Genomic DNA, 15,538 nt, shown 5'->3' with positions numbered 1-15,538 from the left:
AATTATCTTTGGTAGATAACTTCTACATCGTAATCATCGTCGTCGAAGTCATCATCGAAATCGTCGTCAAAGTTTTCGTTAATAGAATCATTTGCATTCTGATGATAGTTATCCCACTTAAATTCAACTTCAGCATCAGCATCAACTTCTTCTTCAGGAGGAAGTGAATCGATAAAGTCTAATAATTTAAGGGCTAACTCTGCTGTTCCTTCGCGGTTATAAGCTGAAATAGTGTATATGTCACCATCCCACTCAAGCTCTTTAACGATATGGTCGATACGCTCTTGCAGCTCTTCTTCCAACATCAAATCAGCTTTGTTGATCACTAACCAACGTGGCTTACCAGCAAGCTTAGGAGAGTGCTTCTCAAGCTCACCAACGATTGCACGAGCAGACTCAACCGGATCACTACCATCGATAGGCTCAACGTCTAGGATGTGTAACAACACACGACAACGCTCTAAGTGCTTTAAGAACTGTACACCAAGACCTGCACCATCGGCAGCGCCTTCGATAAGTCCTGGAATATCCGCAATTACAAAGCTTTGACCAGGTCTTGGGTTAACAACACCTAGATTAGGAACCAAAGTCGTAAATGGATAATCCGCAACCTTTGGTTTAGCCTTCGATACAGAGCGAATGAAGGTTGACTTACCCGCATTCGGCATACCAAGTAGACCCACATCGGCTAACAGTAATAGCTCTAGCTTCAAGCTACGCACTTCACCATCAGTACCTAAGGTTTTTTGTCTTGGCGCACGGTTAGTACTACTCTTGAAACGAGTATTACCAAGGCCATGGAAACCACCTTTAGCCACAAGTAACTTTTGGCCATGTGTGGTTAAATCGCCTAGAGCTTCTTCGGTATCGTTGTCGATAGCGCGAGTACCAACAGGCACTTTAAGGATCAAGTCTTCACCGCCGTGACCTGTACAATCACGACCACGACCATTCTTACCGCGCTCGGCAATATGGAAGCGTTCAAACTGATAAGTGATCAGTGTATTGAGGTTTTCATCGGCTTGTAGATAAACACTACCGCCGTCACCACCATCACCACCGTCAGGACCACCATCCGGAACATATTTTTCGCGTCTAAAGCTAACGCAACCACTGCCACCATTACCGGCTTCTACACGGATAATAGCTTCATCGACAAACTTCATACCAACTCCTGGCACCACAGAATGAAAGAATTATACTCTTAACGATTCTAGTCGCCAAAACACAATTTACTTAATTTTGAAAAAACAAAGCCCCACCAATGGCGGGGCTTATATTAATTATTAGCTTAAGCTAAAAATTAATCTTCGATGCTGATGAACTTACGGTTCTGAGGACCTTTAACTTCAAACTTCACTTTACCATCGGTAAGTGCGAATAAAGTGTGGTCACGACCGATACCAACATTAACACCAGCGTGGAACTTAGTACCACGTTGACGAACGATGATGTTACCAGCTAGAACTGATTCACCGCCGAAGCGCTTTACACCAAGACGTTTACTTTCTGAATCGCGGCCGTTACGAGTAGAACCGCCAGCTTTTTTATGTGCCATGAGTTATTCTCCTAATTAAGCGTTGATAGCTGTAATTTTAACTTCGGTGAACCACTGACGGTGGCCCATTTTCTTATCGTGGTGCTTACGACGACGGAACTTAACAATAGTTACCTTGTCTGCACGGCCGTGGCTGATAACTTCAGCAACAACCTTGCCACCTTCTACTAAAGGTGCACCAACGTGTACAGTTTCACCATCAGCAACCAAAAGAACTTGGTCAAACTCGATAGTTTCGCCTGTAGCGACTTCTAATTTCTCTAAACGAACTGTATGGCCGGCTTCAACGCGATGTTGCTTGCCGCCACTTTGAAAAACAGCGTACATAGCTATTTTACTCCGATATTCTAACACGCCGCTCAAAACATATATGCTTGATGCAGGGGTGCTATAAAAGCTTTAATGACAATGGTCGCGGAGTTTACGCTAAGAACAGGCTGCTGACAAGCCTTAATTAACTTAGAATAAAAAAAGACCCAAATAACTCTCACAATCATCTACAACTACTGTCTTGTACCGTAAATTTAGGTAGAATCCAATTATTATAACATTAAGCCTTAATTGAGCTGCAATGTTACTCCGCAGCCAACAAGAACTAGAGCCTACTTATGGATTTAAACGCCATTCGTCAATTGACTGATAGCGATATGCAAGCTGTCAATCAACTGATCTATAAACAACTAGAGTCAGATGTTGCCCTAATTAATCAACTTGGGTTCTACATTATTAACGGTGGCGGTAAACGCTTGCGACCTCTGCTATCTATTCTAGCAGCTCGCGCCATAGACTATAAAGGTGATTCTCACCTTAAATTGGCCGCCATTATTGAATTCATTCATACAGCATCACTTTTACACGATGATGTCGTCGATGAGTCTATGTTGCGCCGTGGAAGAAAAACCGCCAATGCACTTTTCGGAAATAGTGCCAGTGTATTAGTAGGCGACTTCCTTTATACACGTTCATTTCAGATGATGACTGAACTAAAGTGTCTAGACGTACTAGAAATTCTTGCTGATGCGACCAACGTACTTGCAGAAGGTGAAGTCCTACAGTTAATGAACTGTAACGACCCTGACACCACTGAAGACAGTTATATGCGTGTTATCTATTGCAAGACTGCAAAACTGTTTGAGGCGGCCACTCGCCTTGCAGGATTACTTGCAGACAGCCCAATAGAAGTGCAAACAGCCTTAGCCGATTACGGTAAGTATTTAGGTACTGCATTCCAGTTAACCGATGATCTACTCGATTACACTGCTGAAACTGAAGAGCTGGGTAAAAACATAGGTGACGACTTAGCCGAAGGTAAGCCTACATTGCCGCTTATTTTTGCCATGGCAAACGGTAACGACACAGAGAAAGCTCTTATCCGTGAGGCTATCGAGAAAGGTGACGGTACAGAGCATATCGACGTCATTCTTGCCGCACTTAAAAACTGTGGTGCATTAGAGTACACAGAGCAACGCGCAATTGAAGAGTCAGAAAAGGCGATTGCAGCCTTATCAATTATTCCTGATTCGGATTATAAAACTGCGCTTATCTCTTTGGCTAAAATTGCAACTCAGCGTAGCAATTAGTCAATAAAGCTAAAGCACGAAAACAAAAAAGGGAGCCTAATGGCTCCCTTTTTAGTTGTGACTAATTGATTAGCCACAACTCAATATTGATTACTTAACGAAATCAATGCCTAGCTGGATATCAGCCTTAAGTGTATCTAGCATCGCATCACGTGCATCTGCTTCAAATGCACTCACCTCGCCGTAAGCTAACACTTCTTCGACGCCATTCTTACCTAATACAACAGGTTGTGCGAAGAATTCTGCATGTTCGCTGCCGCCATCGACGTAAGCGCACTCAACAACATTAGCTTCACCCTGAAGGCCGCGAACCAATGACAGACCGAAACGGCAAGCCGCTTGGCCCATAGACAGTGTCGCGCTGCCGCCACCGGCTTTAGCTTCAACCACTTCGGTACCCGCGTTTTGAATGCGGGTAGTCAGTGCTGCAACTTCTGCATCAGTAAAGCTTACGCCTTCAACCTGAGAAAGCAGAGGCAAAATTGTTACACCACTATGGCCACCAATAACTGGAACCTTAACATCAGCAACATTCAAACCTTTTGCTTCAGCAACAAAGGTCTCTGAACGGATAACATCTAGAGTCGTCACACCGAACAAGCGATTCTTATCGTAAACACCCGCTTTCTTCAATACTTCGGCAGCAATTGCTACCGTGGTATTTACAGGATTAGTGATAATACCGATTAATGCTTTAGGGCAAGTCGCGGCACACTTCTCAACTAAGTTACGCACGATACCTGCGTTAATGTTAAATAGATCTGAACGATCCATTCCAGGCTTACGAGCAACGCCTGCAGAAATAAGCACAACATCAGCACCTTCTAGTGCAGCTGTTGGATCTTCGCCTGCGAAACCTTTAACTTCGACCGCAGTTGGAATGTGGCTTAGGTCTACCGCAACACCAGGTGTCACTGGAGCGATATCATAAAGCGACAATTTAGAACCCGCAGGTAGTTGAGTTTTTAACAATAGGGCAAGCGCCTGGCCAATACCACCAGCAGCACCAAGTACAGCAACTTTCATAATTATCTCCGTTAATTCTCGGATTTTGTGATTTAGATCCATCTTCCCAATGCCGCAACAGTACTGGATTCACAAAAAAATTTCAATTATCCCTTAGTCGCGTTCCGTATAATTCAGAACGCTAATATAAGAGGGGGGACGAGTAAAGCGAGTGAACATCGCGCTTGTAGAGCAATAAGCAAGGTAAATCAGCAAATCAAAAATTAGAATAATCATTCTAACTTAAGTTTGTTCATTCAGCCTAAGCGAATTCCTTAATGAATTTTTATTCAAAAAAACGAATACCAATTGACAAAAATGGCGAAAATAATCATGATAGAGCAGATTTTTTTGAATAAAGAATAATAATATATGCAAGCTAGTAGAAGCTCAGATGATTTAGTTAAGACTTTCAAATCTATTTTAAAAGAGGAACGATTTGGTTCCCAAAGCGAAATAGTTAACGCCCTACAAGCTGAGGGCTTTAGCAATATCAACCAATCTAAAGTATCTCGTATGCTCAGCAAATTTGGCGCTGTTAGAACCCGTAACGCCAAACAGGAAATGGTTTATTGCCTCCCAGCAGAACTTGGCGTGCCTACAGCAGGCAGCCCACTGAAAAACTTAGTTCTAGATGTTGACCATAATCAGTCTATGATTGTCGTTAGAACAAGCCCAGGTGCAGCGCAGTTAATCGCTCGTCTGCTTGATTCAATAGGCAAGCCTGAAGGTATTTTGGGGACTATTGCTGGTGATGATACGATTTTCATCTGCCCATCAAGTATTCATAGTATCGAAGATACATTAGAGACAGTTAAGTCACTATTTAATTACGCCGACTAAGCTCGTGCTTTAATTATTGCCTTAAGCGACGACCTCTCGGCATCTAAAATGCTGTACCCTCAGGGCTACAGCATTTTTTGTATCTATTGCTCCCAATCTCCATTCTCACTAGTAAATGAGTTAACTCTGAGCCGCTCACTTGCTTATCATGATTGCTATAAATTCAAAGCAAGTATTCATCTCGCTTCATTCTAAAACAGTATGTTTTATACTATATATTGAATGACACTTTTCTCTTCAGCAATAATCGTTATAATCCTAAACGACAGTATTGTTAGTCGAGGGGAATAATAAATATGAGTAAAATAATAAATATCAATGATCTATGCTGGGAACCTTGGCAGCATGCAGATAAGTATGCCAGCGAGCAAAAACACTTAGGTGACGCGGCTGGCGGCGAAAAAATCGGTGTGACTATGGAACGCTTAGCGCCAGGTAAGTCTTCAGCGGTAGCGCATTACCACACCAAAGAAGAAGAGCACATCTATGCGATGCATGGAGAAGCAACGCTCTATATCGACGATGAGCCGCACACCTTTAGCCAAGGAGAGTATATCTGCTTCAACGCCGATACGGGTATATCTCACAAACTCGTTAATCATAGCGATCAAGACTTTGTTTTTCTTGTCGTCGGCAACCGAGACATTCACGACGTGGTCGTGTATCCAGAAACCAATAAGGTACTGGTAAAATCTGTTAACGAGATTTACGCTCGTCGAACCACTAATTATTGGGATAGCGACGAAGTTGATAGCAAATAAACTTCACTATCACTCCCAATAAAAAACGCACCTTAACGTGCGTTTTTTATTACTCAAATAAACGGGCTAATTAGCCGTTGACTGAGATCATAAAGTCTAGGGAAGGTGCGAAGAATGATGAGCCCGTTAGCGCTTGAGTAAAATGCAATAAATGATCGTGATTCCCCTCACCGTCACCGTGCACCATGCTCTCTAACATCTTCTCGAAATGTACCGAATTACGACAAGTAGAGATAAACATCAAACCTTGCTCTTTAACTGAGCCGTAAGGCATGCTCTGCCTTAAGATCTCCATCGACTTGCCTTCACTATCTTTAAGGTTTACACGCTTAATGTGGCTCGTCAGTGGTTTGTCAGCCGAGGCATATTCGATATTATCGGCCTTAGTACGACCCACTATATCTTCTTGCTTCCTAACAGGGAGTCGATTCCATTTACTCAAGTTATGGGCAAACTTTTGCACATGAATATAGCTACCGCCTTTAAATGAACTCTCTTCATCGCCAATCAAGGCCACTTCTTGTCTGCTGCGCCCTTTAGGGTTTTCAGTGCCATCGACAAAGCCCGTTAGGTCGCGTGAGTCGAGGAATCTAAAGCCACGCTCCTCGTCTACAAGCTCTACTAGGCCTTCAAACATTTGGCAAACTTCATTAGCGACTAAATGTAAAATATCAAAACGGTCACAACGGAGCTGCACGAATAGATCATATTCGATAGCTGGTGCATCTCGATTATCACGATTCATTGCAGGGAAAGGCTTTAGCTGACTTGGTCGAGCATTAGGGTATAGGGTGTCCCAGTAGTTGGCACCAACTGCGACAAAACCGTTAAATGCACTATCAGAATATTGATCTGCCAACTCATAGATGTATTGAGCAACATTGGCCACACAAGGGCGCATGTCAGATTCGACACTCTCATTAGCATTAAACATTAAATAGACACTGTGCAAATTTCCTTCTGCACATACTCCAAGCTGTTCACGAGGCATAACCTGACTATCCATTATTATAAGTAACCCTTTCTCTTAATTAATATTCGGCAATATTATCTATAACTTTAATTATTAATATCATTAACTGACGCACAATAACTATAATTTATAGAAAATTCCTATAGGCTCATTGAGTTTAATGGCGCCTACGGTACTCTTAATCCGCGGCAGCACAGCACTGACTCTCAGGCTGTAAAATAAAATTCTTTTAAAACAATACCAAGTTATGATTTTTACATTCGACAGCAACCCGCTGACCAACGATAAAATCAAGCTCTGAACTGTGAATATCCAGCATATTGTCAGCTACTTGTACCTGATATTGGCAGATATTACCTAAGAAGCGACGGCTAATAACCTCTCCAATCCCCTCCTTATCAGATTTCAATAGTAGGTGCTGTGGCCTTAGCAAGACCTCAACCTGGCTCTGTATCGGAAAACTGAGCAGCGATTCACTCTCAATCTCACCTATTGCGGTAACAATACGGTGACCATCAAGCACCTTCGCTTCTATGTAATTTCCGGTCCCAAGAAAGTCTGCCACATATTTATCAGAAGGTGCTGAATACAAACTTTCCGCTTCGCCGCATTGCACAATTTGCCCCTGATTAAACAGCGCTAATTTATCGGCAAACACAAACGCTTCATCTTTACTGTGAGTCACAAAAACTGCGCTTACATTATGCTTTTTTAGAATATCTCTAATCTCTAGCATCATCTCTCGGCGTACCTTAGCGTCGATATTAGAGAAAGGTTCATCTAATAACAGCACCTCTGGCTCATAGGCTAGCGCCCTAGCAATAGAGACTCTCTGCTGCTGCCCACCAGAAAGCTCGTGAGGATAACGTTTAGCGAGTCCTTCAAGCTTTACTAACGAGAGCATCTCTTCTAAACGAGCATTCCTTACGGCCTTATCGCGTGTAACCACACCAAATAGAATATTGTCGGCAACGGTTAAATGGGGAAACAGCGCATAATCTTGAAAAATCATCCCGACACCACGCTGTTCACTGGCAATAAAACAGCTATCATCCGCAACGACTCTATCGTTTATGGTGATGCTACCGCGACTTATCGCCTGCAGACCGGCGATAGCTCGCAGCAAGGTGGTCTTACCGCAACCGCTAGGACCTAAGAGGGCGACTATCTCCCCCTTTTCAACCGTGAGATCTAGGCCTTTTAACACCTCTTGTCCTTGATAGTCGCTAAACACTTGCTTAACTTGTAACGTCGCCATATTAGTTATCTTGCTCCAAGGAACGGTTAAGGTAGATGAGTGGAACTAAGCCTACGAGTACTATTACGATGGCGGCTAACGCACCGTGTTCGAGCTGTTCATCCGACACAAATTGAAATACATAAGTCGCCAGGTTCTCAAAGCCTATAGGCCTTAGAAGCAAGGCTGCGGGCAGCTCCTTCATACACTCTATAAACACCAGTAGTAACCCAGCAAAGATACCTTTTCTAAGCAAAGGCATATGTACCAGCCTTAAAAGGCCTAATGGCTTAAGACCCATGGTGATCCCAGCCATGTCCAGCGATGGTGAGATACGTTTATAACTGTTCTCAATACTGCCTATCGCAATGGCTGCGAAGCGTATCGTAAAGGCACAGACAATGATGAAGCTACTGCCGGTTAAGATAAGTCCAGGGCCGACGAAACCAAAGTATTCAACCAGATCGTTAATAGCAAAATCGAGCTGAGTAAAAGGCACTAAGATACCGATAGCCAATACTGTACCAGGCAGTGCATACCCTGTTGAGGCCAATCTAGAAGGCAATATGTCTGCGCGCCTTGGGCTAATACGGCGAATAAACATCAGCACAATACCAATAGCTACACAGATGACACTTACTAGCATAGAGATCCATAAGCTATTAAAACTGTATTCAAAAAACTCTTGATTCCAGCTCTGTGCAAAATAACCATAGGCGTATTGCAGCAAGATAATAAACGGCAACAAAAATGCCAGAGTTAAAAGAGCACCACAGTAGCTCGTTGCCGCAAATGCCTTAAAACCTGACAGTGGATAAATATCGAGTTCGCCAGTCGTCGACTGCTTCTGAAATAGTTTTTGTTTACGCCTCGCGAACCGCTCGAAGCCCACCATGGCAAAAATCACCAACAGCATAATGGTAGACAGCTTTGCCGCCGCCGTTAAGCTGCCATATTCAAACCAAGTATCGTAAACCGCTGTGGTCAATGTCGGCACAGCAAAGTAACTGACAGTCGCAAAATCCGCCGCGGTTTCCATTGCCACCAAGGCCGCACCGACCGCTAATGCAGGTCTAGCCATAGGTAAACTTAAGCGCCAAAAGCTTTTCCATGGGCCACAGCCCATCACGCGCGTAGCCTGACTTAAACTCGCCGATTGCTCCATAAAAGCAGTGCGGGCTAACAGATAAATATAGGGAAATAGTACCAGCGCCAACATGATCGAGGCACCGCCTAATGAACGCACCTCAGGGAAGAAGTAATCTTGAGGCGTCTGCCAACCGAAAAAGCTGCGTAATGCTCCCTGAACTGGACCCGCATAATCAAACAGATCCGTATAAACATAAGCAACCACATAAGCAGGCATAGCTAATGGCAGTAACAGTGCCCACTGAAAGACTTGACGACCAGGAAACTGACACTTAGCCACTAGCCAAGCAGCCGGAATAGCAATGAGTAGTGAGCCAACGACAACCCAAAGCATCAACCACAGACTGTTACTGATATAGGTGGGTAAAACCGTGTTAAACAGGTGGCCAAATACTGCTTCATCGGGCAACAAAGACTGAGCGATTAACGCAATAAGTGGCATGATAACCAGTAATGCTAAAGTATAACCAGCGACAGACCAGCCCTTGGCTAAGCCTAAAACCATAATATTAACTACCTAAGTGTACGGGACTAATTATTGTTAGAGACCATTATCGTTATAAACAAGAAAACCTATCTAAAACGATAGGTTAACTGAAATATTGCTAGGCTGAGCTAAACCATTAACTTCAAACCGCTCTTTCTAGTCTAGCTTGAATAGGTTAGCTCAACCTTAAGTTGTGACCAGCCTTTAACTAAAGGTCAAACTTCACTTCATCTAGCAATTTAATCGCTGCGCCATGGTATTCAGCCAACTTATAGATAGGTAGGTCATCGGCTTTAAACGTTCCCCAAGAAGCAACGAGTTCTGACGGCTGCACATCGGCTTTAACTGGATATTCAAAATTAACTTCAGCATAAGCTTGCTGCGCTTGATTACCAGATAAATACTCCATCAACTGAAGCGCTACCGCTTGATTCTTAGAGTGCTTGGCCAATGCCATACCGGATACGTTGATATGCGAGCCACGATTATCTTGATTAGGGAAGTTAATCTCTATCGCATCGGCCCACTGCTTTTGTTCTGGGTTTTGTAGCATCTTACCTAAGTAATAGCTATTACCGACTGCTAAGTCACATAAGCCTTCACTTACCGCTTTCACCTGCGCTCTATCATTACCCTGTGGCTTTCGAGCTAAGTTTGCCTTCCAACCTTCAAGCCATGTTTTAGTTTCTTGCTCTCCGTGGTGAGCAATCATAGAAGCAACGAGAGAAACATTGTATGGATGTTTACCGCTGCGAGTACAGATCTTGCCCTTATACTTAGGGTCCGCTAAATCTTCGTAGTTGATATCGAGTTTGCCAAGACGATCTTTAGAAGAATAAATGTTGCGAACTCGCATGGTTAGCGCATACCACTCATCATCTGGTGAGCGATATTTTGCAGGGATATTTTGCTTGAGAATGTCACTATTCGCGGGAACGACTAAATCCTTTTCCACTAACTCCATCAAACGATAAAAGTCAGATGTTAATACTATATCGGCTTTAGATAATCGTCCTTCACGCACCATACGCTCGGCTATCCCCTTCTTGGAGAAGACGACATCGACTTTCACACCCGTCTCTTTAGTAAAGTTCTCTAAGATAGGATCGATTAAAAAGGCTTGTCGGTAGGAATAAACTGTTAGTCTATCTGCAGCATTGGCTATAGATGCAAAACAAGTCAGTCCTATCACAGCTAGACTCTTTACCATTTTCATTACTCTTCTCCCTAAACGAGTGTTCGAATCACCAGGTGCAACTGATAATAATTCTCAATTGCAGCAAGAGTAATAAAAACTTACATAAACAGCAAGCATTTGTCATGGTTTTAACTAAAAAATGACAACTAGATCTACATAAGCAAACACTTAACTTACATGGAGTTAGCTAATAATTAATTCATAACAGTCCGTGACAAAACCTCAAGCTAGCCTTATCTATTATAAATCCACAGAATCTAGGCTAAGACGGATGAAAAAGCTCCACTAATCAGCATCTAAAAATAGTAAGCCTGCAGCCCTATCACTCTACCAATATCGTTCAACGGTAACCTGTCCCGGAGCACGGCGAAGGTTTTTCACTAATCCTCTAGCTTTTAATACCTCTTGTGACTGCGTAATCATCTCAGGATTGCCACAAATCATCACTTGTGAAGTCTCTGGGCTAAGCGTTAAACCGACTTTAGCTTCTAACTCTCCAGAGGTAATGGCATCGGGGATCCGAGTAGACAGTGCGCCACTAAACTCTTCACGCGTCACCGATAGCACCAGTTTGAACTGCTGCGGATAGCTTGCTTCATATTGCTTAAGCTGCTCAAGATAAGCTAAGTCTTCAACTTTACGCACTCCATAGACCAAGACTAACTTCTCATAGGTCAGCCAAGGCTCATTGGTATCCATCATAGAGATGAAGGGCCCGACTGCCGTACCTGTGGCTAAAAACCATAGATGCTTGCCTTTATGTTCCTCTTTCGGTAATTCATCTAAGGTCATAAAGCCTGACGCTTTGGTGGCGACATCAATAACGTCACCGACGTCGAGTAGTTGTAGGTTTGGGGATAGTTGCCCCTCTTCAACGGCCACCGCCAACACCTCTATATAATCACTTCCCGGCGGGTTAACTAACGAGTAAGCTCGGCCAATTCGTTTTTCACCCACTACCTGGCTGAGCTTAATAAACTGTCCGGCTGTAAAATCTCCAATATCGACGCGAATCTTTAGCGAGAATAATTTATCGTTCCAGTCTCGCCTCTCTATGACCCGACCTTCAATCCACATAGCACCTCCTAAACAGCTGACAAAACATGAACAATTAAACCTAAACACTCAACTCAACCGTCCCAGATCCTAATAACTTCCCGTTGTTAGTCTTTTCTACAGAGTGAGGCTGCGTCCTGCAGACTCCTGCAAATGGGATACCTGCATTAGCTTTTATTTCATATTCAGAAAGAATAGTCTAGCCAATAGACAAGTTAGCATTAACGGAGTGGAGTTATGGGATCACAGCTAAAATCAATCGCAGTCGCTATGCTCGGGCTACTACTTTTTACTATGAGCTGGGTCGGTGGCGCACAGCCAATCGCCCCCGGAATCATTGACCCTAAGAGCGCCTCGCCAACGAAGACAGTTGTATTAGTTAGGCATGCTGAAAAAATTGAAGATGGCAGTCATAACCCAATATTGACTCAAGCGGGACAACAAAGAGCACTGGCGCTAACTGAAGCGCTAAAACAACTCCAACTCTCTCAGCTTATTGCCTCTAACTATCAAAGAACCCAATTGACTTTAGATCCCATTTCGAGTCAACGCTCACTTCCGGTAATCATTGCCGACACTCAGTTTGGAGTAGAGGCTCATGTGGCTTCAGTGGTCACTTTAGTCAATCAAACTTCGGGGAATAGCCTAATTGCCGGACACTCCAACACTGTGCCACTTATCATTAAGGCATTAGGAGGGCCGAGTCTTCCGACCATTGATGAAGCTCAATATGGCACTCTATATCAACTCTCGATTACTGAATCAGGGGACGTAAACCTGACCCAAACCCACTTTGGTAAGTAAGCTTAACAACAAAACCTGACGGCCAAACATGAATTAAAATGCGAATTAAACGGAAAACTATTTAGCTGAATGAGGTATAAAGCTTGGTATATTGATCGTTAAATGATTAAATACGGGCTTCGGGAAAGGGGATAACCGAACTTCTACACAAGATTAATTTGACGCAAGTAAGTAGCAGTGAGGGATATACGGTGAGCAATTCAAATACGTCTTCAAACAATAAGCCGCTATCGGCAAGTTGTAGCACTTGTCAGCGAATGACCAACATTGAAGGTGAATTTATCTGCTTTAGAGAAGGTAAAATCATTGGATTGAAACCAACAAAAGAACCTTCTCCTCAACCTAAGCTGATCTGCGACGGTTGGAAAATGGGTAAACCAATTACTTGAGTGATTAAAGGCCCAAGTAGCTAAAGCTTAATCGGCATAGCCTTGAGCGATAGCCTTGAACGAGAGCCTTGAGCGAGAGCCTTGAGCGATAGACTTGAGTGATAAAACACTAAATTAATTAAGCACTTAGCATGCCTGCATAATCTCTAGCCGAAAACTTTGGCTCATGTAACAGGCCTTGTAATGGATCGATGGGGCTGGCTTTGGCTAAGCCTAACCCTCGGGTAGTCACCCTCATACCGGCACATAATTCAAAGTACACCACTTCAAGCTCATCATTTTCTAGCCCACGTTTTTTCAGTGTCGCCATTATCGCAAGCCAGTCGGTGTTTACTTGGCTGTCTTGCCCTTCAATGTGTACGAGTATAGGTATATTTTTCATTGTGACCTTCTCAGCATTAGCGTCCCGTTAAGTTAAGAACGATTATAGACACATGAAACTGAACCTATGCTGAACCCTAAACCTGCTTTGCTTAATAATACTTTAATAATAAGCAGGTTTTAACCAAACTTACTCCTGTTGTACTCGCCAAAGATTAGCATAGAAGCCCTTCGCTGCGAGTAACTCGTTATGGTTACCCGTTTCGACCACTCTGCCCTTACTCAAAACTATGATACGGTCAGCATCGACAACGGTGGAGAGTCGATGAGCAATCACTAAGCTTGTATGCCCTTTTGCCACCTCCTTTAAGGCGGTTAAAATTGCCTGTTCAGAATGGCTGTCTAAAGATGAGGTCGCCTCATCGAAAACCAAAATAGGTGACTTCTTTAAGATTGCTCTCGCTATCGCGACTCGCTGTTTCTCTCCACCGGATAACTTTAGGCCCCGCTCTCCAACTTTCGTTTCCCCGCCTTCAGGAAGGCTCTCAATAAAGTGGCTAAGGTGTGCCATCTTAATCGCTGCACCTATCTCTTCTCGAGTAGCGTCAGGGCGACCATAGCGAATATTCTCAACCAAGGTATCATTAAACAGCACAGTATCTTGTGGCACTATCGCTATGGCCTTGCGCAAACAGTTCTGCGTCAAGGAGCGGATATCATGACCATCGATACAGATCTGCCCATGGTCCACATCATAAAAACGAAATAATAGCTTAACCAGAGTCGACTTTCCCGCGCCACTATCACCAACGATTGCCACTTTTTGGCCTGCTTCTATGGTAAAGCTGACATCATCTAAAATCTTTCTAGAGTCGTAGCTAAATCCCACTTGCTGAAATGTCACACGACCTTGGGTCAATACCTGATTATTAGCGTCAGCCGAATCTTGGATCGAAGGGACTTTATCCAATAGATCAAACATCCGCTCGATATTAGCAAAGGCGCCGCGGATCTCTCGATAAACGAAACCTAAAAAATTAAGTGGAATGAATAATTGCATCATAAAGGCGTTGATCAATACAAAATCACCTATGGTCATCTCGCCTTGCACCACATCATACGCCGCCATACCTAACATCAATGTCATCGCCACCGAGATGATACAAGCCTGCCCCGCATTTAATGCAAACAGGGAGAGTCGATTCTTACGCTTAGCCTCCTCCCATTGCGCCAAAGCCACATCATACTGCTGAGCTTCATACTGCTCGTTATTGAAATATTTAACCGTTTCATAGTTAAGTAAGCTATCGATCGCTCGGGTATTAGAGACCGAGTCGGCTTTAGCAGCATCACGTACATAGCCTGTACGCCATTCGGTAGCAACAACCGAATAAGCCCCATAAGCAATCACCGAGAGCAGCGTCACGCCGGCAAAAGCATAGCCATAGTTATAAAATAAGATCCCCACGACTAGAATGATTTCAAGAATCGTCGGCACAATGTTAAACACCATGAAGCGCATCAAGAAACTCATGCCACTGGTACCACGCTCGATATCTCGCGATAATCCCCCCGTTCTGCGCTCTAAGTGAAACCCCATATCCAAACGATGCAGATGTTCGAACACCGCCATCCCTAGGCGGCGAATAGCTCGCTCTGTCACTCGCCCAAATAGCGTGTCTCTCACCTCTGAAATAATGGTGTTCAGTAAGCGAATGCAGCCATAGGCGATCACTAAAGAGATCGGAACCGAGATAAGCTCCTCGGCAGAAGAGTTAGAGAGACCGTCAACCAACGCCTTAAGAACAAACGGCAGGCCTACACTGGCTACTTTTGCAATAACCAGACATAACAAGGCCCAGCCGACTCTTTGTTTAAACTCGATCAGGTAAGGCCATAGCATGCGCAATACATGCCAATTTAATTTACCAATTGGACCATCGAAATATAAAGAGGGGCGCATTTAAAATTCCAAATTCTTTAAAAGTGCAAACTAAGAAGGTTTTTAATTAAGTGATAGTAAGTTAGCTTTATTCGGCACAAATCACATCAGAGTAATGTTTATAAAAAGTTAACGACCATAGGTAACAAGCTGTGGTATCGTACGACTTTAGCCCGACAGAGTGCATTTTAGACTCTCCATAAGGAGTAGTTTGCACCTTTCTCGGTAATTTTGT

16 protein-coding genes are annotated in these 15,538 nt (G+C 43.6%); 5 read left to right on the top strand and 11 right to left on the bottom strand.

The features are described 5' to 3' along the window. Positions 1-2: 2 nt before the first annotated feature. From cgtA to rplU, 3 genes are all read right to left on the bottom strand, one after another. Complete coding sequence (gene cgtA / locus Q1A86_RS00830; RefSeq protein ID WP_299801795.1) at positions 3-1,166, bottom strand: Obg family GTPase CgtA; 1,164 nt, start codon at positions 1,164-1,166, stop codon at positions 3-5. Between the two features lie 137 nt (positions 1,167-1,303). After that, positions 1,304-1,558 (bottom strand): 50S ribosomal protein L27, encoded by a 255-nt coding sequence (gene rpmA, locus Q1A86_RS00825; protein ID WP_012154114.1) that lies wholly within the window; start codon positions 1,556-1,558, stop codon positions 1,304-1,306. 15 nt (positions 1,559-1,573) lie between these two features. Then, entirely contained in the window at positions 1,574-1,885 is a 312-nt protein-coding gene (gene rplU / locus Q1A86_RS00820) for a 50S ribosomal protein L21 (protein ID WP_012154113.1), read from the bottom strand. A 281-nt stretch (positions 1,886-2,166) separates the two neighbouring features. Here rplU and ispB point away from each other — a divergent pair, with 281 nt between their 5' ends. After that, positions 2,167-3,138 carry an octaprenyl diphosphate synthase gene (ispB, locus tag Q1A86_RS00815; protein ID WP_299801792.1) on the top strand — a complete coding sequence of 324 codons (972 nt, stop codon included), beginning with the start codon at positions 2,167-2,169 and terminating at the stop codon, positions 3,136-3,138. Positions 3,139-3,228: 90 nt separating this feature from the next. Here the strand turns inward: ispB and mdh are convergent, their stop codons facing one another. Then, positions 3,229-4,164 (bottom strand): malate dehydrogenase, encoded by a 936-nt coding sequence (gene mdh, locus Q1A86_RS00810; RefSeq protein WP_299801791.1) that lies wholly within the window; start codon positions 4,162-4,164, stop codon positions 3,229-3,231. 351 nt (positions 4,165-4,515) lie between these two features. Between mdh and argR the strand changes: the two genes are divergently transcribed. Continuing rightward, positions 4,516-4,986, top strand: a complete 471-nt coding sequence (gene argR / locus Q1A86_RS00805; RefSeq protein WP_220761056.1) for a transcriptional regulator ArgR — start codon at positions 4,516-4,518, stop codon at positions 4,984-4,986. 296 nt (positions 4,987-5,282) lie between these two features. Further along, complete coding sequence (locus Q1A86_RS00800) at positions 5,283-5,747, top strand: cupin domain-containing protein (RefSeq protein ID WP_299801790.1); 465 nt, start codon at positions 5,283-5,285, stop codon at positions 5,745-5,747. A gap of 70 nt (positions 5,748-5,817) precedes the next feature. On the opposite strand, the gene Q1A86_RS00795 is transcribed toward Q1A86_RS00800, so the two are convergent. The 5 genes from Q1A86_RS00795 to Q1A86_RS00775 form a co-directional block, all read right to left on the bottom strand. Next, positions 5,818-6,753, bottom strand: a complete 936-nt coding sequence (locus Q1A86_RS00795; RefSeq protein WP_299801789.1) for a Dyp-type peroxidase — start codon at positions 6,751-6,753, stop codon at positions 5,818-5,820. A 196-nt stretch (positions 6,754-6,949) separates the two neighbouring features. Beyond that, positions 6,950-7,978, bottom strand: coding sequence for an ABC transporter ATP-binding protein (locus Q1A86_RS00790; protein WP_299801788.1), 1,029 nt, complete (start codon positions 7,976-7,978; stop codon positions 6,950-6,952). A 1-nt stretch (position 7,979) separates the two neighbouring features. Beyond that, positions 7,980-9,611: an iron ABC transporter permease gene (locus Q1A86_RS00785; RefSeq protein WP_299801787.1), complete on the bottom strand. Its 1,632-nt coding sequence runs from the start codon at positions 9,609-9,611 to the stop codon at positions 7,980-7,982. A 190-nt stretch (positions 9,612-9,801) separates the two neighbouring features. Further along, complete coding sequence (locus tag Q1A86_RS00780; RefSeq protein WP_299801786.1) at positions 9,802-10,809, bottom strand: Fe(3+) ABC transporter substrate-binding protein; 1,008 nt, start codon at positions 10,807-10,809, stop codon at positions 9,802-9,804. 309 nt (positions 10,810-11,118) lie between these two features. Continuing rightward, a complete protein-coding gene (locus Q1A86_RS00775; RefSeq protein WP_299801785.1) occupies positions 11,119-11,868 on the bottom strand; it encodes a ferredoxin--NADP reductase in 750 nt (249 codons plus the stop codon). Positions 11,869-12,084: 216 nt separating this feature from the next. Between Q1A86_RS00775 and Q1A86_RS00770 the strand changes: the two genes are divergently transcribed. Beyond that, positions 12,085-12,651 (top strand): histidine phosphatase family protein, encoded by a 567-nt coding sequence (locus tag Q1A86_RS00770; protein ID WP_299801784.1) that lies wholly within the window; start codon positions 12,085-12,087, stop codon positions 12,649-12,651. A 191-nt stretch (positions 12,652-12,842) separates the two neighbouring features. Next, positions 12,843-13,040, top strand: a complete 198-nt coding sequence (locus Q1A86_RS00765; protein ID WP_299801783.1) for a hypothetical protein — start codon at positions 12,843-12,845, stop codon at positions 13,038-13,040. Between the two features lie 118 nt (positions 13,041-13,158). Here the strand turns inward: Q1A86_RS00765 and Q1A86_RS00760 are convergent, their stop codons facing one another. After that, positions 13,159-13,422, bottom strand: coding sequence for a hypothetical protein (locus tag Q1A86_RS00760; protein ID WP_299801782.1), 264 nt, complete (start codon positions 13,420-13,422; stop codon positions 13,159-13,161). Between the two features lie 129 nt (positions 13,423-13,551). Beyond that, positions 13,552-15,324, bottom strand: a complete 1,773-nt coding sequence (locus Q1A86_RS00755; protein WP_299801781.1) for an ABC transporter ATP-binding protein/permease — start codon at positions 15,322-15,324, stop codon at positions 13,552-13,554. Positions 15,325-15,538 lie beyond the last annotated feature (214 nt).

The sequence above is a fragment of the uncultured Shewanella sp. genome (assembly GCF_947497935.1).
Taxonomy (GTDB): Bacteria; Pseudomonadota; Gammaproteobacteria; order Enterobacterales; family Shewanellaceae; genus Shewanella.
Note: the sequence above shows the minus strand (reverse complement) of the source record. Positions and strands in the feature narration are given on the sequence as shown.